The organism is Pseudomonas sp. HLS-6, assembly GCF_002753995.1.
GTDB classification, from domain to species: domain Bacteria; phylum Pseudomonadota; class Gammaproteobacteria; order Pseudomonadales; family Pseudomonadaceae; genus Aquipseudomonas; species Aquipseudomonas defluvii.
On the sequence record NZ_CP024478.1, the window covers coordinates 979,997 to 1,003,672 of the forward strand.

At 59.2% G+C, this 23,676-nt stretch carries 26 protein-coding genes; 15 read left to right on the forward strand and 11 right to left on the reverse strand.

What is annotated here, in order from left to right; all coding sequences use genetic code 11:
• Positions 1–184: 184 nt before the first annotated feature.
• The 8 genes from CS390_RS04345 (at position 185) to alaC (ending at position 8,690) form a co-directional block, all read left to right on the forward strand.
• Positions 185–691: a disulfide bond formation protein B gene (locus CS390_RS04345; protein ID WP_099773581.1), complete on the forward strand. Its 507-nt coding sequence runs from the start codon at positions 185–187 to the stop codon at positions 689–691.
• A gap of 560 nt (positions 692–1,251) precedes the next feature.
• The gene (gene cyoA, locus CS390_RS04355; RefSeq protein ID WP_065758889.1) at positions 1,252–2,199 is read left to right on the forward strand and encodes a ubiquinol oxidase subunit II; all 948 of its coding nucleotides are present in this window, start codon (positions 1,252–1,254) and stop codon (positions 2,197–2,199) included.
• Between the two features lie 3 nt (positions 2,200–2,202).
• A complete protein-coding gene (gene cyoB / locus CS390_RS04360) occupies positions 2,203–4,224 on the forward strand; it encodes a cytochrome o ubiquinol oxidase subunit I (RefSeq protein WP_065758888.1) in 2,022 nt (673 codons plus the stop codon).
• A gap of 3 nt (positions 4,225–4,227) precedes the next feature.
• Positions 4,228–4,851 carry a cytochrome o ubiquinol oxidase subunit III gene (gene cyoC / locus CS390_RS04365; RefSeq protein WP_099773582.1) on the forward strand — a complete coding sequence of 208 codons (624 nt, stop codon included), beginning with the start codon at positions 4,228–4,230 and terminating at the stop codon, positions 4,849–4,851.
• Positions 4,852–5,181, forward strand: coding sequence for a cytochrome o ubiquinol oxidase subunit IV (gene cyoD / locus CS390_RS04370; protein ID WP_065758886.1), 330 nt, complete (start codon positions 4,852–4,854; stop codon positions 5,179–5,181). It begins immediately after the preceding gene.
• 10 nt (positions 5,182–5,191) lie between these two features.
• Complete coding sequence (gene cyoE / locus CS390_RS04375; RefSeq protein WP_065758885.1) at positions 5,192–6,079, forward strand: heme o synthase; 888 nt, start codon at positions 5,192–5,194, stop codon at positions 6,077–6,079.
• Between the two features lie 124 nt (positions 6,080–6,203).
• Positions 6,204–7,334 (forward strand): hypothetical protein, encoded by a 1,131-nt coding sequence (locus CS390_RS04380; RefSeq protein WP_065758884.1) that lies wholly within the window; start codon positions 6,204–6,206, stop codon positions 7,332–7,334.
• A gap of 123 nt (positions 7,335–7,457) precedes the next feature.
• Positions 7,458–8,690, forward strand: a complete 1,233-nt coding sequence (alaC, locus tag CS390_RS04385) for an alanine transaminase (protein ID WP_099776539.1) — start codon at positions 7,458–7,460, stop codon at positions 8,688–8,690.
• A 53-nt stretch (positions 8,691–8,743) separates the two neighbouring features.
• On the opposite strand, the gene CS390_RS04390 is transcribed toward alaC, so the two are convergent.
• Complete coding sequence (locus CS390_RS04390) at positions 8,744–9,223, reverse strand: GNAT family N-acetyltransferase (RefSeq protein WP_099773583.1); 480 nt, start codon at positions 9,221–9,223, stop codon at positions 8,744–8,746.
• Between the two features lie 142 nt (positions 9,224–9,365).
• On the opposite strand from CS390_RS04390, the gene CS390_RS04395 reads away from it, so the two are divergent.
• From CS390_RS04395 to CS390_RS04415, 4 genes are all read left to right on the forward strand, one after another.
• On the forward strand, positions 9,366–9,743 hold the full coding sequence (locus tag CS390_RS04395; RefSeq protein WP_065758882.1) for a YkgJ family cysteine cluster protein: 378 nt from the start codon (positions 9,366–9,368) through the stop codon (positions 9,741–9,743).
• Between the two features lie 98 nt (positions 9,744–9,841).
• On the forward strand, positions 9,842–10,411 hold the full coding sequence (locus tag CS390_RS04400; protein WP_157767114.1) for a hypothetical protein: 570 nt from the start codon (positions 9,842–9,844) through the stop codon (positions 10,409–10,411).
• A gap of 179 nt (positions 10,412–10,590) precedes the next feature.
• Positions 10,591–10,980 (forward strand): lysozyme inhibitor LprI family protein, encoded by a 390-nt coding sequence (locus CS390_RS04405; RefSeq protein WP_065758880.1) that lies wholly within the window; start codon positions 10,591–10,593, stop codon positions 10,978–10,980.
• Between the two features lie 390 nt (positions 10,981–11,370).
• Positions 11,371–13,947, forward strand: a complete 2,577-nt coding sequence (locus tag CS390_RS04415; protein WP_099773585.1) for an EAL domain-containing protein — start codon at positions 11,371–11,373, stop codon at positions 13,945–13,947.
• 15 nt (positions 13,948–13,962) lie between these two features.
• Here the strand turns inward: CS390_RS04415 and CS390_RS04420 are convergent, their stop codons facing one another.
• The 3 genes from CS390_RS04420 to CS390_RS04430 form a co-directional block, all read right to left on the reverse strand.
• On the reverse strand, positions 13,963–14,499 hold the full coding sequence (locus CS390_RS04420) for a sn-glycerol-3-phosphate transporter (RefSeq protein ID WP_371918238.1): 537 nt from the start codon (positions 14,497–14,499) through the stop codon (positions 13,963–13,965).
• Positions 14,500–14,623: 124 nt separating this feature from the next.
• Entirely contained in the window at positions 14,624–14,890 is a 267-nt protein-coding gene (locus CS390_RS04425) for a hypothetical protein (RefSeq protein WP_099773586.1), read from the reverse strand.
• A gap of 16 nt (positions 14,891–14,906) precedes the next feature.
• On the reverse strand, positions 14,907–15,566 hold the full coding sequence (locus CS390_RS04430; RefSeq protein ID WP_099773587.1) for a M24 family metallopeptidase: 660 nt from the start codon (positions 15,564–15,566) through the stop codon (positions 14,907–14,909).
• Between the two features lie 177 nt (positions 15,567–15,743).
• On the opposite strand from CS390_RS04430, the gene CS390_RS04435 reads away from it, so the two are divergent.
• The 3 genes from CS390_RS04435 to CS390_RS04445 all read left to right on the forward strand — a co-directional run bounded on the left by CS390_RS04435 (position 15,744) and on the right by CS390_RS04445 (position 17,105).
• Entirely contained in the window at positions 15,744–16,133 is a 390-nt protein-coding gene (locus tag CS390_RS04435; protein ID WP_065758875.1) for a hypothetical protein, read from the forward strand.
• A gap of 64 nt (positions 16,134–16,197) precedes the next feature.
• The gene (locus tag CS390_RS04440) at positions 16,198–16,677 is read left to right on the forward strand and encodes a sterol desaturase family protein (RefSeq protein ID WP_065758874.1); all 480 of its coding nucleotides are present in this window, start codon (positions 16,198–16,200) and stop codon (positions 16,675–16,677) included.
• Positions 16,678–16,835: 158 nt separating this feature from the next.
• Positions 16,836–17,105 (forward strand): metal-sensing transcriptional repressor, encoded by a 270-nt coding sequence (locus tag CS390_RS04445; protein ID WP_065758873.1) that lies wholly within the window; start codon positions 16,836–16,838, stop codon positions 17,103–17,105.
• On the opposite strand, the gene CS390_RS04450 is transcribed toward CS390_RS04445, so the two are convergent.
• The 7 genes from CS390_RS04450 to CS390_RS04480 form a co-directional block, all read right to left on the reverse strand.
• Positions 17,102–17,407 (reverse strand): cyd operon YbgE family protein, encoded by a 306-nt coding sequence (locus tag CS390_RS04450; RefSeq protein ID WP_065758872.1) that lies wholly within the window; start codon positions 17,405–17,407, stop codon positions 17,102–17,104. The two genes, CS390_RS04445 and CS390_RS04450, sit on opposite strands and share 4 nt — an antisense overlap.
• Positions 17,397–17,513: a cytochrome bd-I oxidase subunit CydX gene (cydX, locus tag CS390_RS04455; protein ID WP_065758871.1), complete on the reverse strand. Its 117-nt coding sequence runs from the start codon at positions 17,511–17,513 to the stop codon at positions 17,397–17,399. Before cydX ends, CS390_RS04450 begins: the two co-directional genes overlap by 11 nt.
• A 74-nt stretch (positions 17,514–17,587) precedes the next feature.
• Positions 17,588–18,727: a cytochrome d ubiquinol oxidase subunit II gene (gene cydB / locus CS390_RS04460; RefSeq protein WP_099773588.1), complete on the reverse strand. Its 1,140-nt coding sequence runs from the start codon at positions 18,725–18,727 to the stop codon at positions 17,588–17,590.
• Positions 18,728–18,737: 10 nt separating this feature from the next.
• Positions 18,738–20,312 (reverse strand): cytochrome ubiquinol oxidase subunit I, encoded by a 1,575-nt coding sequence (locus tag CS390_RS04465; RefSeq protein WP_099773589.1) that lies wholly within the window; start codon positions 20,310–20,312, stop codon positions 18,738–18,740.
• On the reverse strand, positions 20,309–20,518 hold the full coding sequence (gene cydP / locus CS390_RS04470; RefSeq protein WP_065758868.1) for a cytochrome oxidase putative small subunit CydP: 210 nt from the start codon (positions 20,516–20,518) through the stop codon (positions 20,309–20,311). Before cydP ends, CS390_RS04465 begins: the two co-directional genes overlap by 4 nt.
• Before the next feature lie 232 nt (positions 20,519–20,750).
• On the reverse strand, positions 20,751–21,956 hold the full coding sequence (locus CS390_RS04475) for a benzoate/H(+) symporter BenE family transporter (protein WP_099773590.1): 1,206 nt from the start codon (positions 21,954–21,956) through the stop codon (positions 20,751–20,753).
• 160 nt (positions 21,957–22,116) lie between these two features.
• A complete protein-coding gene (locus CS390_RS04480) occupies positions 22,117–23,607 on the reverse strand; it encodes a PLP-dependent aminotransferase family protein (protein WP_099773591.1) in 1,491 nt (496 codons plus the stop codon).
• Positions 23,608–23,676 lie beyond the last annotated feature (69 nt).

Sequence of the window (23,676 nt, forward strand, 5' to 3'; positions counted from 1 at the left end):
TCTATCACGCATGCCTCCTTTCCGATACGGTCCGTTGCCCCGAGGTAACGGTCGGCGATCGGCCGAGCCGCGATGGCTGATGCGGGGCGCGAATTTTGCACATTCAAAGGCCAGAGCCAGCGTGTAGACTTTCGTGTGGCGGTGGGCCGCCAGCGGAGTCATTTATCTATTAAAGGGAACGGCAATGAATGAACACGTACAGCGCCTGAATCGAGAGCGGCGCTTTCTGGTTCTGCTGGGGATAATCTGCCTGGCGTTGATCGGAGGCGCACTGTATATGCAGATCGTCCTTGGTGAGGCACCGTGCCCGCTGTGTATCCTGCAGCGCTATGCGTTGCTGCTGATTGTCCTGTTTGCCTTCATCGGTGCGGCCATGCCCGGTAAGCGCAGCCTGACGGTCTTCGAGATACTGGTAGTACTGAGCGCCATAGGCGGCATCGCCGCTGCGGGCAACCATGTCTATATTCTGGCCAACCCGGCCGTCAGTTGTGGTATCGACACCCTGCAACCGATCGTCGACGGGTTGCCGCTGGCTTCGGTTCTGCCGCTGGTGTTTCAGGTCGATGGCTTTTGCTCCACGCCCTACCCGCCGGTGCTGGGTTTGTCGCTGGCGCAATGGGCGTTGCTGGCCTTTACCCTGACGGCTGTTCTGGTACCGCTGGGCATCTACCGCAACCGTCGTCAGCCTTAGACAAAAGTCACGCGTCGGGCAAGTGCGCTGCGACATCCGGTACGCCTTGAATGTCGCAGCAGCATTGATCTGGATCAAGTTGCAGCCCTTGTAGTGCGGGCCTTTCAGGCGTACCGGGAGGGGTGCGACAAACTGTCGCAAAATTGATTTTGAACGATTTATTGTTGCAGTTTCTGTAAAGGACTGTTGCGTAATAAGTCATAGTCAATGCCAAGTTACATATCTACAATCGCCCCCAATTTCCGTTCGGCACCGCTTGCGAGTCGCAGGATTAAAGGAGCTAAGGCTCTTTTCGCTGACTCTGTCGAGCATCGCCAGCGGCGATGCCGGGCTGACCCCCCTCCGTGATTTCCCGCACCAAATGGACTTGGTCTGAAGACAGGCCCGTTGCCTACGAAGTCAAAATAATAACCGTCGTTATATAAGGTTTTGCTGAGTCGCCACTGTGCTCCTCCATGCATGACCCTATTCGATCCCGTAAATGCTAACGCTTGGCAGGACGAAGTGTTGGCGACCAAAACACAAATTGCATTGAAGCAAGCTGCTCTAGAGGTCGTGAAATGAGTAAAAAGCGTTACCCCAGACTGTTTGGCATTCTGCCCTTTTTAGGCATGCTTTTTCTCAGTGGGTGCAATTGGACCCTGCTCGACCCTAAGGGTCAGGTCGGCATTGAGCAAAAGAACCTTATCCTGATCGCTACCGGCCTGATGCTGTTGGTGGTGATTCCGGTCATCCTGATGACCATCGCATTCGCCTGGAAGTACCGTGCTTCCAACAAGGCGGCCAACTACACGCCTGACTGGTCGCACTCGACCAAGATCGAAGTGGCGGTCTGGACCATCCCGGTGCTGATCATCATTGCGCTGGGCTATGTCACCTACAAGACCACCCACTCGCTGGATCCGTATCGTCCTCTGGACTCCGAGGTCAAGCCGGTACAGATCGACGTGGTCGCGCTGGACTGGAAATGGCTGTTCATCTACCCGGAACAAGGCATTGCCACGGTCAACAAGATCGTCTTTCCGGCCAACACCCCGGTTAACTTCCGCGTGACCTCCGATGCGGTCATGAACTCGTTCTTCATCCCGGGCCTGGGCGGTCAGATCTACGCCATGGCCGGTATGACCACCAAGCTGCACCTGATCGCCAACGAGAAGGGTGAGTTCGACGGTATCTCCGCCAACTACAGCGGTGCGGGTTTCACCGGTATGAAGTTCAAGGCAATTGCCACCTCTCAGGCTGATTTCGACGCCTGGGTAAACGAAGTCAAGCAGTCGCCTAAGCAGCTGGAAGCAGCTGAGTACGAGGCTCTGGCCAAACCAAGCGAAAACAATCCGGTTGCGCTGTACGGCGCTGCACCGGCTGACTTCTTCCAGACCATCGTCGACAAGTACGAAGGCATGAAACGTGGCAAGCCTGTGCACCACGAGAAGGAAGCCAGCAAGGAAGTAGCCGCTGTGCAAGAGGTGGACACGAGTATGCATTCAGCTGCTGGGGCAGAGGAGTAAGAGATGTTCGGTAAACTAAGTCTGGATGCGATACCGTATCACGAGCCGATAGTCATGGTGACCATTGCCATGATCGCGCTCGGCGGTATCGCGCTGATCGGTGCTATCACCTATTTCCGCAAGTGGACCTACCTGTGGACTGAGTGGCTGACTTCGGTCGACCACAAGAAAATCGGGGTGATGTACATCATCGTCGCGATGGTCATGCTGCTGCGCGGCTTTGCCGACGCCATCATGATGCGTACCCAGTTGGCCATGGCCACTGGCGGCGGCGAGGGCTACCTGCCGCCCGAACACTATGACCAGATCTTCACCGCTCACGGTGTGATCATGATCATTTTCATGGCCATGCCATTCTTCACCGGCTTGATGAACATCGTTCTGCCGCTGCAGATCGGTGCGCGTGACGTGGCCTTCCCGTTCCTGAACTCCCTGAGCTTCTGGCTGCTGGTGTCCGGCGTTGCGCTGGTCAACATCTCCCTGGGCGTTGGTGAATTCGCCAAGACCGGCTGGGTTGCCTATCCGCCGCTGGCCGGGATTCAGTACAGCCCTGGCGTCGGTGTGGACTACTACATCTGGGCGCTACAGATATCCGGATTGGGGACAACGCTAACGGGCGTCAACTTCCTCGCCACCGTGCTGAAAATGCGCGCGCCTGGCATGAAGCTGATGGACATGCCGATCTTCACCTGGACCTGCACCTGGGCCAACATCCTGATCGTCGCATCGTTCCCGATCCTGACCGCTACACTCGCACTGCTGACTGTTGACCGTTATCTGGACTTCCACATTTTCACCAACGAGCTTGGTGGGAACCCGATGATGTACGTCAACCTGTTCTGGGCGTGGGGTCACCCTGAGGTGTACATCCTGATCCTGCCGGCGTTCGGCGTGTTCTCGGAAGTCATTTCGACCTTCACCGGCAAGCGTCTGTTCGGCCACAAGTCGATGATCTACGCCAGCGGCGCGATCTCGGTACTGGGCTTCGGCGTTTGGCTGCACCACTTCTTCACCATGGGTTCGGGCGCTAGCGTCAACACCTTCTTCGGTCTGGCGACGATGCTGATTTCGATCCCGACCGGTGTGAAACTGTTCAACTGGCTGTTTACCATCTACCAGGGCCGTCTGCGCTTCACCGCGCCAGTATGCTGGACCCTGGGCTTCATGATCACCTTCTCCATCGGTGGTATGACCGGAGTTCTGCTGGCGGTTCCAGGTGCTGACTTCGTTCTGCACAACAGCCTGTTCGTGATTGCTCACTTCCACAACGTGATCATCGGTGGCGCGGTATTCGGCTACATCGCCGGTTTCGCCTTCTGGTTCCCGAAAGCCTTCGGTTTCACCCTGAACGAGAAGTGGGGCAAAGCGGCCTTCTGGTTCTGGATCTCCGGCTTCTACGTGGCCTTCATGCCACTGTACGCGCTGGGCTTCATGGGTATGACCCGTCGTCTGAACAGCTCGACCAACCCTGCCTGGGAACCGTACCTGTACGTTGCCGTGGTCGGTGCGGTGCTGATCCTGTTCGGTATCGCCTGTCAGCTGATCCAGCTGTACGTTTCGATCCGTGATCGCAAGCAGAACATGGACGTCACCGGTGACCCGTGGAACGGCCACACCCTGGAATGGTCGACTTCGTCGCCACCACCGTTCTACAACTTCGCCACCCTGCCAGTTAATGCCGGCCTGGATGCATTCACCGAAGCCAAGCGTGATGGCTCTGCGTACAAGGCACCTGCCAAGTACAGCGCGATCCACATGCCGAACAACACCGCCACTGGCGTGTGGATGGGTGCACTGATCACTGTGTTCGGTTTCGCCATGATCTGGCACATCTGGTGGCTGGTTGTCGCCAGCCTGGTTGGCACCATTGCTGTCTTCGTTGCTCACGCTGCACGTGACGACCAGGGCTACATGGTTCCTGCAGAGGAAGTCGCCCGCATCGAGGGTGAGCGTTTGAAGGCCTTGGGCCTGGCAACCGGCTCCCCAGTGCATGGCGCACGTGTCGAATCGTTTGAACGGGTTTAATCAATGTCCAGTCATGTATTGAATGCTGATGCTGCTCATGGTCACGACCATGGGCACGAAGAACACCACGACTCGGGCCCGATGACCGTATTCGGTTTCTGGCTCTACCTGATGACCGACTGCATCCTGTTTGCGTCGATCTTCGCGGCCTTCGGGGTACTGTCGAATAACTTCGCCGGTGGCCCGTCGGGTCATGACATCTTTGAACTGAACTACGTACTGGCTGAAACCGCGCTGCTGCTGTTCTCCAGTATCACCTTCGGTTTCGCGATGCTGGCGATGTACAAGGGCAACAAGAATGGTGTGCTGGCCTGGTTGGCCATCACCTTCCTGTTGGGCCTTGGCTTCATCGTGATGGAAGTCAACGAGTTCCACCTGCTGATCTCTGAGGGCTTCGGTCCTCAGCGCAGTGGCTTCCTGTCGGGCTTCTTTGCACTGGTGGGTACTCACGGTCTGCACGTGACCGGCGGCCTGATCTGGATGGCTGTAATGATGTACCAGATCAACAAGAAGGGTATCACCGCGACCAACAAGACCCGCATGAGCTGCCTGAGCCTGTTCTGGCACTTCCTGGACGTGGTCTGGATCTGCGTGTTCACCGTTGTCTACCTGCTGGGGGTTCTGTAAATGGCTAACGCTCACCATAGTCACGACGCCAGCCACGGCAGCTACAAGTCGTACGCGATCGGTTTCATCCTGTCGGTCATCCTGACGGTCATTCCATTTGGTCTGGTGATGTACCCAAGCCTGCCAAAAGACATGACCATCCTGATCGTGGTGGCCTTCGCAGTGATCCAGGTAGTAGTCCATCTGTTCTACTTCCTGCATCTGGACAGCTCGCGTGAGCAGCGCTGGAACGTCAGTGCCTTCCTGTTCACAGGGCTGGTTATCGTGCTGCTGGTCGGTCTGTCCCTGTGGATCATGTTCAGCATCCACACCAGCATGATGGCGAAGTGAGGTAGACGGCATGTCCTTTAAGCACTTTATCCAAATCACCAAACCGGGGATCATTTTCGGTAACGTGCTTTCTGTGGCAGGCGGTTTCTTCCTTGCCGCGCAAGGGCATGTCGACTTCGCACTGTTCCTGGCGACGGTTATTGGTACTTCGTTGGTGGTGGCGTCCGGTTGCGTGTTCAACAACTGCATCGACCGTGACATCGACCTGAAGATGGAACGTACCAAGAACCGCGCCATGGTTCAGGGCCTGATCTCGCTGAAACTGGCGCTGGTCTACGCCACCCTGCTCGGGGTGGCCGGCTTTGGCCTGCTGTACGTCAAGGCCAACCCGCTGGCGGCGCTGTTTGCCCTGATCGGCTTCATCATCTACGTCGGCTTCTACAGCCTGTACCTGAAGCGTAAGTCGGTGCACGGCACCCTGGTTGGCAGCCTGTCCGGTGCCATGCCTCCGGTGATCGGTTACTGCGCCGTGAGCAACAGCTTCGACCTGGCTGCGCTGACCCTGCTGGTGATGTTCAGCCTGTGGCAGATGCCGCATTCCTATGCGATTGCGATCTTCCGCTTCAACGACTACCTCGCAGCGTCGATTCCGGTATTGCCGGTAAAGCGCGGCATTGGGGTCGCCAAGAAGCACATCCTGCTGTACATCATCGCGTTCTTGCTTGCCACCCTGATGCTCACCATCGGCGGTTACGCCGGCATGAGCTACATGGCGGTAGCAGCGGCCATGGGCATGTACTGGTTGTACATGGCCTGGACCGGCTACAAGGCAGTAGATGATCGCCTCTGGGCACGCAAGCTGTTCGTGTTCTCGATCTTCACCATTACCGCCCTGAGCGTGATGATGTCGCTGGACACCAAAGTGCCGACCGAGTTGTTGCTGACTTACGCGCACTGACAGTCGCCTGCTTCATGAAAAGCCCCGGCTCAATGCCGGGGTTTTTTTGGGCGCGTTTCCGTATGCCTGCGTTTTTTCGCTGCGTTTAGTCTGCTGCCATCTTCAATCAGATCGAGTTGGCAGCATGAGCATTTTGACAGTGTATTTTTGTGGTACCGGTTCCCATCGCTTTGACGACCTTCACCCCAATTTCTGGGATGGTGAGTTGGTGTCGACGCTGGCCTCTAACACGCAGGGCCGGGAGTTTGCTGATTGGATCATCATTGATGGCCCAGGAAGCGGCAACCTGCAGGCGGATGAAATGTTTGTCGAAAACAAGGCGTACGGCATGACCGGCACCTTGTTTGGCAGAGGTTGGGATGAAAACGTAGGTCATGCACTGCAGATCATCAAAGGCCGCTGCGATTGGCAGCGTCAGGATTTGACCGAGCAGGAGTACAACCAGCTGAAAGCCGCCGGTGTTCCGATCAAGGACCTTGAGGCTAGTGGTTCCTGGTTCTGGCGTCGCTATAGCTATGGTAAGCGTGACGTTACACCACAGCAGTTGCAGGAACAGATCATCAAGACCTTCCGCAAGAACGGCGTCATCCCTACCCAAGTGAACATGGTTGGCTGGAGCCGTGGTGGCATCAGTTGCCATATGCTGGCCAACGCCATGGCCAACGACGCAGCGCTCAAGCACATACCGGTGAATATCTTTGCAATCGACCCGGTACCTGGCTTGCTCAATTTCCAGGATAACCGGGTAAAACTGGCAGCGAACGTGAAGGAGTATGTAGCGTTCTACGCACGCGACGAGCGCTCCAAAGGCTTTGCTTGTGTCATTCCGCAGACCGCCAGCAGCACCCGTACATGCGTGTACCCGATGCCGGGCCGACACGCTACCCTGGTGGGCAATGCCGCTGCCGACGGTGCCTCGGGGGACAAGGCGTTGGCCGAGCCGGGGTTGATCGTGCGGCATTTCGCGGAAACCTGCCTGACCCGTTGGGGCACCTCGTTGAGCAAGCGTCTGCAGTTGAATGAAGGGCAGTTGAAGGTGCATCACAAGGTCTTGAACGACCACGACCCGCGCTATCAGGCCATGCGCAAGCACTCTTATACCCTCATCACCGAATCGGATAAAAACGAGCGAGCGGTGAGCCTGGGCAGTAACGGTGTGCCGTTTTCTTCGATTCAGGGTAGCCACCTGAGCCCCAAATCCGGCTTGGCCACGCCGCTGGAGTGGCATGACGGGGCGTACAAAGACATTTGTTAAGCCACACAATTTTCTTCGGTAGCTCTGGACAGCGGTGACCTTGGCGCTCTATTGTTTGCCTCGGCCACCGCAGTGGCCAACGTCGCTCGGACGGTTCCGGGCGCTTACGTCTTCGAGGAAGCCATGGCTGACCAAGGTTCGCCGCGCCGCTTTGCGCGCATTGATCGTCTCCCCCCTTACGTCTTCAACATCACCGCCGAACTCAAGATGGCTGCACGCCGTCGTGGCGAGGACATCATCGACCTGAGCATGGGCAACCCCGATGGGGCTACGCCACCGCACATCGTCGAGAAACTGGTGCAGGTTGCCCAGCGTGAAGACACCCACGGCTATTCGACATCCCGCGGCATTCCACGCCTGCGCCGCGCCATCTCGCGTTGGTACAAAGAACGCTACGAGGTCGACATCGACCCTGAGAGCGAAGCCATCGTGACCATTGGTTCCAAGGAAGGTCTGGCGCACTTGATGCTTGCCACCCTCGACCATGGCGACACGGTGTTGGTGCCCAACCCCAGTTACCCGATTCATATCTACGGGGCCGTGATCGCAGGCGCCCAGGTGCGTTCCGTGCCGTTGGTGCCGGGCGTGGACTTCTTCAATGAGCTGGAGCGGGCGATTCGCGAGTCGATCCCCAAGCCGAAGATGATGATTCTCGGCTTCCCGTCCAACCCGACCGCGCAGTGCGTAGAGCTGGACTTCTTCGAGCGCGTGGTGGCACTGGCCAAACAGTACGACGTGCTGGTGGTTCACGACCTGGCCTACGCCGACATCGTCTACGACGGCTGGAAAGCCCCGTCGATCATGCAGGTGCCGGGTGCCAAGGACATTGCAGTGGAGTTCTTCACCTTGTCCAAAAGCTACAACATGGCGGGCTGGCGGATTGGCTTCATGGTTGGTAACCAGGAGCTGGTCAATGCCCTGGCGCGGATCAAGAGCTACCACGACTACGGCACCTTCACACCGCTGCAGGTCGCGGCGATTGCCGCTCTGGAAGGCGATCAGCAGTGCGTGCGCGACATCGCCGAGCAATACCGGCAGCGGCGCAACGTGCTGGTCAAAGGCCTGCACGAGATTGGCTGGATGGTTGAAAACCCCAAGGCCTCGATGTACGTCTGGGCAAAAATCCCCGAGCCGTATGCGCACCTGGGGTCGCTGGAGTTCGCCAAGAAAATGCTGGCCGAGGCCAAGGTCTGCGTATCGCCAGGCATCGGGTTTGGTGATTACGGCGACGATCACGTGCGTTTCGCCCTGATCGAGAACCAGGACCGTATCCGTCAGGCACTGCGTGGTATTCGCCAGATGTTCCGCGCAGACGGCCTGGAACTGCCGAAAGCGACCAAGCCAGCCCGCGATTAAGATCGCAGGCAAGCCTGCACCCACAACGGTTGGGGCAGGCTTGCCTGTGATACTCAAGCCCTCTGCAGGCGCATCTGCACCAACGCCACCCGCTCACCGCGCTGATTGCTGCGCTCTTCGATCCCGTAGGGCACAAAGCCCAACTGTGGGTACAACAACAGGCCGGCGGTGTTCTGGTTGAAGCAGGACAATTCCACCTCCTTGGCCTGGTAGTGCTCCCGTGCCATCGCGATCATTTGCTTGATCAGGTAACGGGCTACACCTTGGCCCCGGGCTGCCGGGTCGACAATCACATTGCCAATCGAACAGCGCCCACCTCGCTCCCATTCATAGAAGTTGGCGAAGCCGACAACCCGCCCATTCAGCTCGACCACCGTTGAGTTGGCGCGCTGATCAATGGAGGCTTGCAACTGTGCCTCGGTCAACGGAAACGAGGCTTTCGGGAACATGAAGTAGAGCTCTTCCGGGCCTTGTGGGAAGGTGCAGAGCAGTGCGAGATCAGCAGCGACAACAGGGCGGTGAGTCAACGGCATCAAAGGCCTCCTTGGCCGGGCAGTAGCAGTCTGTCGGGAACGCGAATTTAATTTTTGCGCCCACTGTTCAAATACTGGGCGAAGCATAGAATATTGCTCGGGTTTCTCCCTATAACGATATTCCTCCCCCCTGTTCCCCATCATGTCCGAAAACAATCCTTGTTTGAATTGCGGTGCCTGCTGCGCGTATTTCCGTGTGTCTTTTTTCTGGGGTGAATGCAGCTCGGCTGGCGGGCTGGTGCCCGACGAACTGGTCGAGCAGATCAGCCCTAGCCGCGTTGCCATGCTGGGCACAGGGTGTAAGCCCAGCCGTTGCATCGGCCTTGAGGGTGAAGTGGGCAAGGCGGTCAGTTGCTCGCTGTATGAGCAACGCTCAACGCCTTGCCGTGAGTTTGATGCGGCCTGGGTCAATGGCCAGCCCAATCCGTCCTGCGATAAGGCGCGGGCGGCCCATGGGTTGCCACCGCTGGAAGCCAACGAGCCGAGTTGGCCGGACGACGACGGCGCCTCTGCCGCCTGAGCTGTCTGGTTTTGTGCGTAACAGGGCGAAAATACAAGCGTCGAGCGGCGTGATCGCTTAGGGTGGCGCACTTTTGAAACGGTCAAATGGATATGACAGTGCGCCCAAGTTACCTCTCGATCAGCGTGATGCTGTTCCTTTGCAGCCTGTTTTTTGATGCACTTGAGCTGAATACGGGCAGCGCGTTTTCGGCGATGCATTTGCTGATTGCCGGCTGGTGGGGCGTGATTTTCGAGCTCTATGGCTGGTTCGCCAACCCGTTGCTCGGCCTGGCCTTGTTGTGTCGACGGCGCTGGCCGTGGTTGGCGTTAGTCATAGCCCTGGCGGCCTGGGGGCTGGCGCTTTCCTGCCTGTGGATAAGCCGGGTGCCGGACAACCATAGCTATGATTTTGCCCGTGTGGCCGGGTTTGGTTGGGGCTACTACCTCTGGCTCGCCGCGTTTACAGTGTTTGCCGCAGGGCAGGGCTGGCATTGTTGGCAGCGACGAAAGGGTGTCGAAATACCCCGTTGGCGCCTGCTCGACTGGCTGCTTCTGATCGCACTGAGTGCCACAGTGTTCTGGGCCAGTGGCAACCTTGGGCCGCTGCATCAGGTAAAGGTCGAGCGCCAGACGGTATCTGCCGAGGACAGCATGGCGCCTCAACGGCTGGCTGAGGTGCCCCACTGAACCACCACTCTACCGACCACGATCAGGCACGGCTGTGTAGTCAGGCGTATCGCGCCATCAGCCCGTTGCGCCTGCAAATAGGCCACCCAAGGGGGCAATGCTTCCCATTGTCTTGGCGCTGTCCGGCCTGCATGCTGCGTCTTTCTGTCGATCTGCTGACGTTCCCAAGGACCTAGAACATGAAAAAAACGACCCTTTGCGCCGCGCTATTGCTGTGTACAACGACGCAAGCGGTGCTGGCGAAAGACGGCTACTCGGCGGCGTACAGCCAGTGCATGGATGCCTCCGGCGGTGTCACCTCCACCATGAATGAATGCAGCGGCGCCGAGATCAAGCGTCAGGACGCTCGCTTGAACCAAGGCTATAAAACCGCCATGGCCGGCCTGGAACCTGCCCAGCAAGGCAAATTGCGTGATGCTCAGCGTGCATGGATCAAATACCGTGATGCCAACTGCGGTATGTACTACACCCTTACCGGCGGCACCATGGACATACTCAATGGTGCAGCGTGTACCCTGCGCATGACCAAGGAGCGGGCAGATGAGTTGGCCACGTTGCTTGGGCCATAATGGTGCTTAACCCTGGCAGATGAGCGGTGTTGCATGCATCAACTGATCTGCAAACAGTCATATATGTTCCGGGGTATAGTTGCAGGCCTTGGAACATACTCCGGCAACGCAGTAGTTATGCCTGTTTGAAACAGCACATACCATCTTTGATGAATCGTTTAATGGCTTTTATCAGGGTGAAGTTCACGGTGTGCCGTGCCCGTGCAGCGTGGCCCATGCAGCGCTTGAACGGCTGCTTGGCGTTGCTACTTATTGACTTTGATAAGGGGCAAAAGGATGATGGCAATATGATGGTGTTTTTGAGTTTGTTAGAATTCTGTACGCCACGGTTATCCCCATGGGTAGCGGCCGGGTCAAGTGTTTAGTTGCTCTATGGAAAGAAGGTCAGCCATGTCCCTGTTGTCGAGCGAACCCTTGCCCCCGACGTTGGAACATAAGGCGCTGCTGAGCATCCTTGATGACTCGTTGGCGATTGCCGAGTTTTCACCCGACGGCACCCTGCTGTCTGCCAACGGCCTCTACCTGAAACTCTTCGGCTATTCACCTGCGCAACTCTGCGGCCTTCACCATCGAATGCTATACGCCAGCAGCCTGAGCGATGTCTCGGCGTGTGATCGGCTATGGGGCAGCCTCAGGAACGGGCAGGCCATCAGCGGCCAGTACCCGTACACGAGTGCTGATGGTCGCCAGCTGTGGTTGGCCGCAACCTATAAAGCGGTCTTCGCGGCTGATGGGCGAGTGGCCAAAGTGGTCCAGTTCGCGGCCGATGTCACTGCCCGTGTCGAGCAGGAGCACCTTGAACACGAGCGTACACGGCTGATCTCGCTGTTTGCCGAGCATTCGCACAATGCGCTGGTGCTGGCGGATCACAAGGGCTGTGTGCTGTTTGCGAATGACGCGGTGCACAGGCTGTTTGGCTACACGCCGCAGGAGTTGCTCGGCAAGCCGCTCATGCAACTGTTCAACAGCCTGCAGGCCCAGATCACGCCCTTGAGCGAGGTGCTTGAACACCTGGACACCGGGAACTCCTACAGCAGTGAAGAACTGCTTTACAGCAAGCATAAACAGCCCCTGCTGTGCGCCTTGCGGGTCAACCCTATTGTTGATGGGCAGGGTGCGTTCAGTCACGTCGTCTGCGTGGTCAACGACCTCACCGATGCCAAGATCCATGAAGTGCTGCAGCGCAAGGCGCTGGAGTCGATGGCGGGTGAGGCACCGCTGGCCGAAGTGATGACGCTGATCTGCAACGAAGTCGAGCGCATTGCGCCCGAGGTGGTTGCCTCGATTCTGCGTGTCGATGAACACTGCATGCTGCGCCCGCTGGCCAGCCCAAGCCTGCCGCAGAGTTTCGCACGCGCGCTGGACGGTGTGGTGATTGGCCCCGATGTCGGCTCCTGTGGCACGGCTGCCTTTATCGGTTCGCCGGTACACGTGCGTGATATTGAAAACGACCCGCTCTGGGCTCCCTATAAACACCTGCCACTGCCTCTGGGATTGCGCGCCTGCTGGTCGACACCGATCAAAACCAGCGCAGGCCAGGTGATTGGTACCTTCGCCTTCTATTATCGGGAAGTGCGCGACCCCAGTGAGTTTCACAAGCGGCTGGTGCAGATCTGTACCCACCTGTGCGCCTTGGCCCTGGAGCGTGATAGCGCGCGCCTGAAGATACGTCAGTTGGCGTTCTACGACAGCCTCACCGGGTTGCCCAACCGAAATCTGCTGCTGGCCAATGCCGACCAGGCGATTGCCAGCGCCGAGCGTAACCAACAGTCGCTGGCGGTCCTGTTCATCGACCTTGATCGCTTCAAGCAGGTCAATGATTCCTTCGGTCACCCGGCGGGCGATGACCTGCTGTGCCTGATCGCCGAGCGCTTGCGCAGCGACGCCTACAACAGCGAGATCATCGGGCGCTGGTCGGGCGATGAGTTCGTCATCGTCCTCAACCCCTGTACCGCCGCCCAGGCTGTCGACACCGTAGAGCGCCTGCAGGCATTGATTTCCATGCCCTGTGACATCGGTGGTATCACCCTGATGCCGTCCGCCAGCATTGGCATCAGCCAGTACCCGGATGACGGTCAGGATATGGAAACCCTGCTGCATTGTGCCGACCTTGCGATGTACCAGGCGAAAACCCGTGGGCGTGGCCGCTTCAGTTTCTTCAGCAACGACATGAACCAGCTTGCTCAAGAACGCCTCACCCTCGAAATCGCGCTGCGCAATGCCTTGCAGGGGCAGCGCCTGCAACTGCACTACCAGCCATTGGTGAACCTGAAGACGGGCGCCCTGTTGGGTGTTGAGGCGCTGGCACGCTGGCATGACCCGGTCTTTGGCCATGTGTCGCCGACCCGCTTTATTCCACTGGCTGAAGAGTCCGGCTTGATTGGCGCGCTAAGCGATTGGGCGCTCACGCAAAGCTGTCGGCAACTGGCCCAATGGCGCAGCGAGGGTTTGGCGGTGCCGGGGGTATCGGTGAACCTGTCAGCGACCAACTTCCATAACCGCGACCTGCCACGGCAGATCATCGACACGCTCAAGCAATACGCACTGCAGCCCCATGACCTGACCCTAGAAATTACCGAAAGCGTCATGCTCGATCCCAACCCGAGCATCATGCTCAACCTGCACGAATTGCATGCGCTGGGCATTGAGTTGGCGATGGACGATTTCGGCACCGGTTATTCCAGCTTGAGCTACTTGCGGCGCATTCCGTTGAGCACCCTCAAACTGGACAAGAGCTTCGTCCATGACATGGAGCACGACACGGCCGCACAGGCCCTGACCCGCGCAGTGATTCGCATTGGCGAGAGTCTGAACCTCACCGTGGTAGCCGAAGGTGTGGAGAACGAAGCGCAACGTGCGCTGCTTCAGATTCAAGGTTGCGAAGTGGGGCAGGGCTACCTGTTCACCCGCCCGTTGCCTCCCGAACAGTTGGCGGAATGGTTGGGGAGCAGCGCCGGGGGCCTGTGATGCGACCTGTTGTGCTCAGAAGCGGTAGCCGACGTTGATCATCATCGCCGCCGTGCCGAGCAGTACCACTTCCGCGCCCACCGGGCCCAAATGCGCACCAACTGAAGGGACGATTGCCGGGGCGATCCCCAGGTGGTTCAGCGGGATCTTGTCCTGATAGTCATCCTTGTAGCCGTAGATCAACCCACCGGTGAGCTTGGCGTACACTGGCCAGGTGTCGTTTTCCCAGGTTTTTCCCACGTAGCCGTAATACGAGCGTTGATAGAACGAGTTACGAAATGTCGTGATTCCCCAGAGGGTCGAATCCGCATAATTGCGTTCCAGGCCGATCAGCTCCTGGTTGTTGTTGTGTTCGGGGTCGTAGCTCCAGTGTTTGGTATAGGCACTGGTCTGCAGGTACCAGAAGTCTTTCTTTTCTGCCGCCATGCTGGTGCCGCACACGGCCAGCATCAGCAGCGGTACACCCAGCCGTCTGGCATGACGAGAGGCGGGTTTCAGGCGGCGAGGGCAAGGCAAGGCCGGCCTGAGGAGGGAGGCGGTAGCTGGAATCATCGCGGTTCCTTGCGCATGAAGCCTGTCTGGGACAAGGCAGCGCAGTTGTTGATCGCCGAGCAGAGAGCGTCGCATTTCACTCTAGCGCGACCGCTTGATTACGCCACTTCAGTGCGTTTGGCGATCACTTGTGCCGTAGCAGTTCACAGCGCCGTTTTTCCAGGTTGAGGTTCTGTTTTGCCAGTTCTTCGGCCAGCTCCGCCAAGCGTCTTTCACCGTAAGCGATGACGGCCTCTTTCGAGGGGTACAAGTCCTTGATGTGGTAGTTGCGACCGGCTTCGGTGCAATCGTACGCACTGCCAATGTAGCCCCTGGCGACCAACTCTATCTCCAGGGGCTGAAAGCTGCGTGTCAGCAGCCAGGCTTTATAAGGGTAGGTTCTCTCGTTCATACCTGTGTTCTGGGTGTCAGGCCAGCAGGTCTTCGTAAAATGCCCCATAAGGCTTTTCGGGGTGGGCAATCTGGATTTCAAGGATCCACAGGCCGGCATTCGGGCAGCGCTCGAAATCCCCCAGGTCGCCTCCCCGATAGATCGCATGCGGGAAATCGCTGACACGGTGGCCCTTGATGTTCAGGTTCAAGCGCCAGCCCATGGCCTCGGCTTGCTCCTCGGCGTAGCGATAGAGTTCCTGCCCCGCGACGCGCTCATTGGCCCAACGCTGTTGCACCGTGTCGAACAGCGTTTTGGCGGCAGCGGCGCAGGCCGCCATTTGCGCATCCGTACCGGTGGTGAAGGTTGCCCCGGCGTCGCCCTCGTGCCCGCGCCACACCGCACCCATGTCGATGAAGAAAATATCGTCTTCACCCAGCACCGGGTCACCCTCGGAGCGCTCCTTGAACATCTTCAGGGTGTTGCTGCCAAAGCGCACCAACAGCGGATGCCAGATGCGTTGCATCTCCAGCTCGGCGAGCACCTGTTTGCCCAGTGCAATAGCCTCGGATTCGCGCATGCCGGGACGGATCAATGCCGACAGCGTGTCGATCGCACGCCAAGTCATGGCTTGCGCGTACTTCATGGCCTCGATGTCGTAGACCTCGCCCACGGCTTCCTTGGCTTGTGCGTTCATGCAGGGCTTCCTTTCCTGATAAGGGTGTTTCGCTATATTAATATCTATATAGCGCTGGGTGCGACGGCTTTTTTGGCCAGGTGCTCGAAGTGTCTATCTGCCTGATGTAAGTCAAGCGCAAGTGGGCACGTTGGCCTAGAGTGAAACAACGACCTCCACCCGTTAAGGTGTTTGAACATGAGCAGATCACTCCCCGTTGTTGGTTTGGCGTTGTTACTGGTCAGTTGTGGTGTCGGCGCGCAAACGCCGCCTGACGCAGACCAGCAGTGGCAGCAGCACATGACCGAAATGCGCACAATGCACGAACGCTGGATGGCCAGCAAAACCCCTGAAGAGCGTCAGGCAATGATGAAGGCTCACCAGCAGGCCATGGGTAACGGCATGTACGAAATGGGCGGCTGCATGGGCGGTGGCAAAATGATGGGGGGGATGAACCAGGGTTCGATGATGAACCAAGGCCCCATGATGAACCTCGACTCCGTGGAAAAAGTCGACAAGGCCATTGCACACATGGAGCAGATGATCGAGCAACTGCGCAAGCATCGGGAAATGCTTTCCAAGCCGTGAGCCTAGACCGTCGGCCAGTGTTCACATACCCTGACGCCGACGTTTACCGAGCCACCTGTTTCCTATGATTGCCCACCTCGCGATATTCCTTTGTACCCTGACGGCCATGGAAGGTGTCGGCTACCTGGCGCACAAGTACGTCATGCATGGCTGGGGCTGGTTTTTGCACCGGTCCCACCATGAAAAACACCTGGGCGCCCTGGAAACCAACGACGTTTACCTGCTGGCCCTCGCACTGGTGGCCGTCGGCCTGATCGCAGAGGGCAACGCCGGCCATGACCCGCTGCAGTGGATCGGTGCCGGCGTAGCCGCGTTTGGTGTGATCTATATCGTCATCCATGACGGCATCGTGCACCGCCACTGGCCGGTGCGACCCAGGCCGCGCCATCCATACCTGAAGCGGCTGTACCGCGCCCACCTGATGCACCACGCGATAAAAGGCCGGAAAAACAGCGTGTCGTTTGGGTTTCTCTATGCCCCGCCAGTGCGGCGGCTGAAACAGCAACTGCGCGAGCGACACCTGAATGGCAAAGCGTTGACCTGAGACCAGGTTTCGTTTGCTGGATACGTTACTGTCGGCCATGCAAAGTGGCGGGCCGAAAATGCGACCCACTACGAACAGCGTTATTCACGGGAGAAAACCTGAAGGGTTGCTCAGGGAGAGCAGCGTATCGACCTTATGGCGTATTACAGAGTTCAGACATGATAAAACAACAAGAATCAAAGAGCAGGGATGCCATCCTCAAGCGGCTGGCCCGCGTCGAGGGGCAGGTTCGCGGCATCCAGGCAATGATCACGCGCGGTGATGAGTGTGAAGCGGTTGCCCAGCAGTTCAGTGCGGCACGCAAGGCCCTCGACAAGGCCTATCAGGAAATGTTGGTGTGCCTGGTGGAAGACGCGATCCTCAGCCCTGAACAGAGCAATCAGGAAAAACTCGCCCAGGTTCGCGCCATCTTTACCAAGTACACCTAAGCCACGGCTTGAACACGGGCTTGCCAGAGGATGGCATAGCCCAGCCCCATCAGCAGCCATCCCAGCAGGGGATGGAAGACGCTGCGCCACAGCCGGCTTTGCGGGTCAAAACCCACCCCATGAATGAAGCCGCTGGAGATACCCAGCATGCTCAGCATGATCAGCCGATGACTGTAGTGGCCATCGGCGTCCAGCATCACCGCCGGGTGGATCAGGAAAATCAACGTCAACGGTGTCGCCAGCAGCAGCGACACAGCGCGGCTGTAACCGCGCTGTAGCCACGGACGGGGCTTACTGGTCACCCGTCACCTCTTCATCAAGGTTCTGGTGGGTTTCCAGCCACAGGGCGTTGATGATGCCGAAGCTGCAGGCCAACAGTACGCCGAGTATCCAGGTGAAGTACCACATGATGTTCTCCTTGCCGCGTTGGGCGGCGGGTGTGCTGTTCGGCGCAAGGCAGACCTGCGCCGAACAGGCTCGGATCAATACAGCCCGTGAGGGTTGGCTTCGATGGTCTTGTTGGTCAGGCGTCCCCACATGCGGGTGTAGCACCACAGTGTGTAACCCAGGATCAGCGGCACGAAAATGCACGCCACGATGAACATGATGCCCAGGGTCTTCTGGCTGGAGACCGCGTCCCATACCGTCAGGCTGGAGGCGGCATCGAGGCTCGATGGAAACACGAACGGGAACAGCGCAAAGCCGGCGGTGCAGATGGTGCCGACAATCGTCAGGCTACTGCCGAGGAAGGCCACGCCCGCGCGGTTCAGTTGGGCACCGAGCAGGGCCAGCAACGCGCCGGCAAAGCCCAGCACCGGGGCGATGATCGTCAGCGGGTAGTGGCTGTAGTTGGCCAGCCAGCCGGCGTTACCCACCGCCACCTGTTTGCTCAGCGGGTTGATCGCACCACCGGTGTTGAGCCCATCGGCCAGGGTCAACCCAGGAATCGAGGCTACCAGCCAGGCGCCCGCACCGGCAAAGGCCGTCAGGTACACCAGGGCGCACAAGCGGGTGGCCACGCGGGACCGTGCATGCAGATCGGCATCGGTACGCAGCATCAGCCAAGCCCCGCCGTGCATACTCAGCATGCTCAAACTGACCACGCCAGCGAGCAGGGCGAACGGGTGCAGCAAACCGAAGAACGAGCCTTCGTAGCTGGAGCGCATCAACTCGTCGAGGCGGAACGGCAGGCCCAGAAACAGGTTGCCGAAGGCCACGCCAAACAGCAGGGCCGGTACGGCGCCACCGGTGAACAGGGCCCAGTCCCAGGCGTTGCGCCACTTCTGGTTTTCCAGCTTGCTGCGGTAGTCAAAGCCTACCGGCCGGCAGAACAGGGCAAACAGCACCAGCAGCATGGCCCAGTACAGCCCGGAAAACGCCACCGCATAGACCATCGGCCACGCCGCGAACAGCGCGCCACCGGCGGTGATGAACCACACCTGATTGCCATCCCAGTGCGGGGCAATGGTGTTGATCGCCACCCGCCGCTCATTGTCGGTTTTACCCACGAACGGCATGAGCGCCATGGCCCCCATGTCAAAGCCATCGGTCAAGGCGAAGCCGATCAGCAGCACGCCGATCAACACCCACCACACCAGCTTCAGTGTTTCGTAATCAAACATGATCTGCTCCTCAAGCCTTGACGGTGTGCGCGACAGCGTCACGCTCGAAGTGATAGCGCCCGGTGTGCAGGCTGGATGGGCCAAGGCGGGCAAACTTGATCATCAGGTACATCTCGATCACCAGCAGCAGGCTGTAGAAGGCGATCAGTGCCAGCAACGAGCCCATCACATCGCCCGCAGACAGCGACGAGGTCGAGAGGTGAACCGGCAGCACTTCGGCAATCGACCACGGCTGACGACCGTGCTCGGCGACCACCCAACCGGTCTGGGCGGCAATCCACGGCAGTGGCAGGCTGCACACGGCAAACTTGAGCAGCCATGGCTTGTTCTCGGCATTACGCTTGATCGAGGCCCAGGCGGCCAGCACGAACAGCACCAGCATCAGGAAACCGGAGGCCACCATGGCGCGGAAGCTCCAGAACATGGTGAAGACATTCGGAATGGTGTCTAGCGAGGCTTGCTTGATATGCGCTTCGCTGGCGTCGACCACGCTCGGGGTGTACTTCTTCAGCAGCAGGCCGTAGCCGAGGTCTTTTTTCACCTCATTGAACGCGGCGATATTGGCCTCGCTCTTGTCGCCATGACGCAGCTTCTCCAGCAGGCCATAGGCGATCATGCCGTTACGAATGCGCACCTCGTGGTGAGCGATCAGGTCCTTGATGCCAGTGACCTGCTTGTCCACCGAACGCGTTGCGATGATGCCCATCACGTACGGGATCTTCACCGCATAGTCGGTACGCTGCTGTTCCTGGTTCGGCAAGCCAAACAGGGTGAACGCAGCAGGCGCCGGTTCGGTTTCCCATTCGGCTTCAATCGCGGCCAGCTTGGTCGTTTGTACATCACCGATCTCGTAGCCGGATTCATCACCCAGCAGGATCACCGAAATGGTCGAGGCCAGGCCGAACACTGCGGCAATCGCAAACGAGCGACGGGCAAACGCCAGGTCACGTTTCTTCAGCAGGTAGTAGCTGGAGATCGCCAGCACGAACACGGCGCCTGTCACATAACCGGCAGAGACGGTGTGAACGAACTTCACCTGCGCGACCGGGTTGAACAGCAGCGCGCCGAAATTGGTCAGCTCCATGCGCATGGTTTCAAAGTTGAACTCGGCACCCACCGGGTTCTGCATCCAGCCGTTGGCGATCAGAATCCACAGCGCCGACATGTTCGAGCCAATCGCTACCAGCCAGGTCACGGCCAAATGCTGCACACGGCTCAGGCGGTCCCAGCCAAAGAAGAACAGGCCGATGAAGGTCGACTCGAGGAAGAACGCCATCATCCCTTCAATGGCCAGCGGCGCACCAAAGATGTCCCCCACATAGTGGCTGTAGTAAGCCCAGTTGGTGCCGAACTGGAATTCCATCGTCAGCCCGGTGGTTACCCCCAGAGCAAAGTTGATCCCGAACAGCTTGCCCCAGAACTTGACCATGTCCTTGTACACCTGCTTGCCGGTCATGACATAGACCGACTCCATGATGGCTAGCAGAAACGCCAGCCCCAGGGTCAAGGGCACAAACAAAAAGTGGTACATCGCGGTGACTGCAAATTGCAGGCGCGACAGATCGACTACGGATTCCGAGATCATCTCGGTTTCTCCTCGGTGAGTTGCGAAGGGGGTGGCGTGCCGAATAGGTGGGCGTCGAAGCGCGCACTGCCGTTGACCGGCACCGTTGGTTCACTGAACCAGATGGCTTTTATGCTGAAGAGGATGACCAGCTTGACCACGAGGATGATGCCAATTTCCCGCACCAGCGGGATTCGCCATGGGGACTTGGGGGCATCGTTGGGCACGCTGTGACTCCGAGGTCGATCAGGCGGGCATTGCGACGACGTTCGAGGGGTAAACCTGGCGCCATCCAGCAATGTCTGCTGAGGAGTTTGGCGAGTGTTCCGGGGCTCAGAACACTCATGGCGCAATGCTACGTTATACCCGCGGGGGTATGTAAGGCGCGACCATTGACGCAAGTCAAGGCCACGCCAAGTAGTGCCCAAACAGGGCAAAAAAACACGGATTGCTCGGCCACTACTGCGCGCGTAAGCCTGCCAGCGGTTTGCGCCCGCCATGGATCAGCAGATGAACCACCAGGCCCGCGACCAGCCCCCAGAACGCCCCACCGACACCCAGCAAGGTGACATTGGCTGCGGTGGCCAAAAAGGTAATGAGGGCGGTCTCGCGGGTTCGGGCATCCACCATGGCATTGGCCAGGCTGCCGCCAATTGCGCCCAGCAAGGCCAAGCCCGCCAGGGTGGTGACGAAGGTGCGCGGCAACACCATGAACAGCGTTGCCAGGGTGACGCCGAAAATACCGACCATCACATACAGCGCGCCACACACCAGCCCGGCGATGTAGCGCTTGGACGGGTCCTCGTGGGCATCCTTGCCCGTGCAGATGGCTGCGGTAATCGCCGCCACATTGAACGCGTGCGCGCCGAACGGGGCCATCAGCAACGAACCCAGGCCGGTGACGGTGAGGATCGGGTTGGCGCTGGTCTTGAAACCGTCATTGCGCAACACCAGCATGCCCGGCATGTACTGCCCGGTCAGGGTGATGACAAACAGCGGCAGCGCCACACCCAGCAGCGAACCCAGCGAGAACTGCGGCACTTCAAACACCGGTGCGGCCAGGCTCAACTGCAGTTGCTGCACGTCGATTCTGTCCTGGGCCAAGAGCAGGGCCAGGCCGATCAGCAGAATGCCGACCACGGCAAAGCGCGAGGTGAAGCGGCGCAGCACCGCATAGGCCAGCACCAGCACAATCACCAACAGCGGGTCGGCGCTGGCGCCACCAAACGCGTTCACGCCAAACTGCAGCAGAATGCCTGCAAGCAGGCCTGCGGCAATACCACTCGGAATCCAGCGCACCAGTCGCTCAAACGCACCGGACAGGCCCAGCACGATAAAGCCGATTGCCGACAGCATGTAGGCACCGACTACCTCGCCATACGGCGTGAACGGCATCACCGTCGCCAGAAAGGCCACACCCGGTGTAGACCAGGCGGTAATGATCGGCTCACGGTAGCGGTAGCTCAGCCAGGCGCCGGTCACGCCGACGCCGATACTCACCGACCACACCCAGGACGCCGTTTGCGCCGGGCTGAGTTGGGCCAGTTGCGCCGCCTGAAACACCAGCACGAACGTGCCGCCATAGTTCACGATGACTGAAATCAGTGCCGCAATGCTGGGGGATACAAGGTCGCTTGCGCGCAGGCCGGTTGTTGATCGAATCACGCGGGGGTTCCTTCCTGATGGGCTGACAACAGCAGGGAAGCACGTGCCGCATTCCCCGCCGAGTGAGGGGAGGAGCGTAGCGCCTGGCTGGTGGGCCCGATCAGTCCAGTTAGCCCACGGCAACCAGACCACATCGGGCCAGCAGCAGGGCGTTAAACGGCTAGGTGATGGCCTTGACCAACCGTTGTATCGCCGTCTCGATTTCATGCGGGGTCAGCGCGGCAAACCCCAGCAACCAGCCGCCGACCGCTGGCGGCGTGGCGTACAGCCGGCTCAGCCCGGGCAACAAAATACCGGCCCTGGCCGCTTGCCGGATGGTCTCCGGCTCCGACCAGCCCTCGGCCAGCACACATGGCATGTTCAAGCCGCCCGGTGGCAGGCGCGCCGTAACGATAGGCGAGAGGTGGCGCTCCACCGCATCGGCCATCGCCTCACGGCGTACCGCATAGATCTTGCGCATGGCGCGGATGTGCGCGCCAAAGTGCCCGTCCTCGATAAAGCGCGCCAAGGTCAACTGCGCCAGTTGCGGGGTGTGGCCATCGAGAATGCTGCGGGCGTAGCTCATGGGTTTCACCAGTTCTTGCGGCAGCACCATGTAGCCCATGCGCAAACCGGGGAACAGCGACTTGCTGAACGTGCCCAGGTAGATCGTCCGATTGTACTTATCCACACCCTGCACGCAGGCCGTCGGCAAGCCCTCGTAATGAAACTGGCTGTCGTAATCGTCCTCGATGATCCAGCCCTGGCGCTCGGCCGCCCAGGCGGTCAGTTCCAGGCGCCGCTCCAGCGCCAGCGTGGCGCCGGTGGGGTACTGGTGCGATGGCGTCACATACAGGGTGCTGGCGCCGCTGGTGTCGGCGTACAGCCTGTCAGTGCGCAAGCCTTTCTCATCCACCGGCACCGGCACAATCTTCAACTGCGCCAACTCAAAGGCCTTGCGTGCGCCGAAGTAACCGGGGTCTTCCATGAGGATGGGTTTACCAGCATCGACCAACACCTGTGCACACAAGAACAGCGCTTGCCGGGTGCTGCTCAACACCAGCACCTGGTCTGCCGTCACCTTGGCCCCGCGCTCCAGGTTCAAGTAACCGGCGATGGCCTGGCGCAGCGGCTCGGCCCCTTGCGGGTCGCCATGTAATAGGGCGCTGGGGCGATAGTCCTTCAAGGCCTGGCGCTGCAGGCGCTCCCAGATGTTCATCGGGAAGGTACGGGTTTCCGGCAGCCCGGTCGCGAACGCCCTGACCTCCTGCTGATCGGCGACGCCGCCACTGGCCAGGATGTCTGCACCCCGCGCACTGAGCGCCACAGCGCCATCCGCACGGGGCGGCAACCCGGCAAGGTTCGCCTTGCGCGTGCGGGTGCCACGCAAACTGGGCCCGATCTTCTCGGAGACAAAACTGCCAGAGCCTTCACGGCGAACGATATAGCCGTCCAGCTGCAACTGAACGTAGGCCATCTCGACCGTGTCACGCGAGACACTCAACGACTGTGCAAGCGTGCGCGTGGCCGGCAAGCGCGAACCGGGTGCCAGCACACCGTCCAGAATCAACTGGCGCAGCGCACGCTGCACGCGTACACGCAGCTCCAGGGGCGCCAACTTCGGGTCGGCAATGCGGATCTTGAGCGTATCCAGCTCGAAATTGTGGGGCATGTGGTCCGTCAACCGCGCAACGCTATTCCTTGATAAGCCGGCCATCTTGGTGCGAGCGCACGGCGATGT

Bases quoted from the DNA above. Each gene is read 5' to 3' on its own strand.
- CS390_RS04430 (WP_099773587.1), bottom strand. From the start codon at position 15,566: ATGAACGCACAAGCCAAGGAAGCCGTGGGCGAGGTCTACGACATCGAG.
- cydB (WP_099773588.1), bottom strand. From the start codon at position 18,727: ATGTTTGATTACGAAACACTGAAGCTGGTGTGGTGGGTGTTGATCGGC.
- cyoB (WP_065758888.1), top strand. From the start codon at position 2,203: ATGTTCGGTAAACTAAGTCTGGATGCGATACCGTATCACGAGCCGATA.
- CS390_RS04390 (WP_099773583.1), bottom strand. From the start codon at position 9,223: ATGCCGTTGACTCACCGCCCTGTTGTCGCTGCTGATCTCGCACTGCTC.
- CS390_RS04345 (WP_099773581.1), top strand. From the start codon at position 185: ATGAATGAACACGTACAGCGCCTGAATCGAGAGCGGCGCTTTCTGGTT.
- CS390_RS04445 (WP_065758873.1), top strand. From the start codon at position 16,836: ATGATAAAACAACAAGAATCAAAGAGCAGGGATGCCATCCTCAAGCGG.
- CS390_RS04380 (WP_065758884.1), top strand. From the start codon at position 6,204: ATGAGCATTTTGACAGTGTATTTTTGTGGTACCGGTTCCCATCGCTTT.
- alaC (WP_099776539.1), top strand. From the start codon at position 7,458: ATGGCTGACCAAGGTTCGCCGCGCCGCTTTGCGCGCATTGATCGTCTC.
- CS390_RS04395 (WP_065758882.1), top strand. From the start codon at position 9,366: ATGTCCGAAAACAATCCTTGTTTGAATTGCGGTGCCTGCTGCGCGTAT.
- cyoA (WP_065758889.1), top strand. From the start codon at position 1,252: ATGAGTAAAAAGCGTTACCCCAGACTGTTTGGCATTCTGCCCTTTTTA.
- CS390_RS04420 (WP_371918238.1), bottom strand. From the start codon at position 14,499: ATGATTCCAGCTACCGCCTCCCTCCTCAGGCCGGCCTTGCCTTGCCCT.
- CS390_RS04425 (WP_099773586.1), bottom strand. From the start codon at position 14,890: ATGAACGAGAGAACCTACCCTTATAAAGCCTGGCTGCTGACACGCAGC.
- cyoE (WP_065758885.1), top strand. From the start codon at position 5,192: ATGTCCTTTAAGCACTTTATCCAAATCACCAAACCGGGGATCATTTTC.
- CS390_RS04480 (WP_099773591.1), bottom strand. From the start codon at position 23,607: ATGCCCCACAATTTCGAGCTGGATACGCTCAAGATCCGCATTGCCGAC.
- CS390_RS04465 (WP_099773589.1), bottom strand. From the start codon at position 20,312: ATGATCTCGGAATCCGTAGTCGATCTGTCGCGCCTGCAATTTGCAGTC.
- CS390_RS04415 (WP_099773585.1), top strand. From the start codon at position 11,371: ATGTCCCTGTTGTCGAGCGAACCCTTGCCCCCGACGTTGGAACATAAG.
- cyoD (WP_065758886.1), top strand. From the start codon at position 4,852: ATGGCTAACGCTCACCATAGTCACGACGCCAGCCACGGCAGCTACAAG.
- CS390_RS04440 (WP_065758874.1), top strand. From the start codon at position 16,198: ATGATTGCCCACCTCGCGATATTCCTTTGTACCCTGACGGCCATGGAA.
- CS390_RS04435 (WP_065758875.1), top strand. From the start codon at position 15,744: ATGAGCAGATCACTCCCCGTTGTTGGTTTGGCGTTGTTACTGGTCAGT.
- CS390_RS04405 (WP_065758880.1), top strand. From the start codon at position 10,591: ATGAAAAAAACGACCCTTTGCGCCGCGCTATTGCTGTGTACAACGACG.
- cyoC (WP_099773582.1), top strand. From the start codon at position 4,228: ATGTCCAGTCATGTATTGAATGCTGATGCTGCTCATGGTCACGACCAT.
- cydX (WP_065758871.1), bottom strand. From the start codon at position 17,513: ATGTGGTACTTCACCTGGATACTCGGCGTACTGTTGGCCTGCAGCTTC.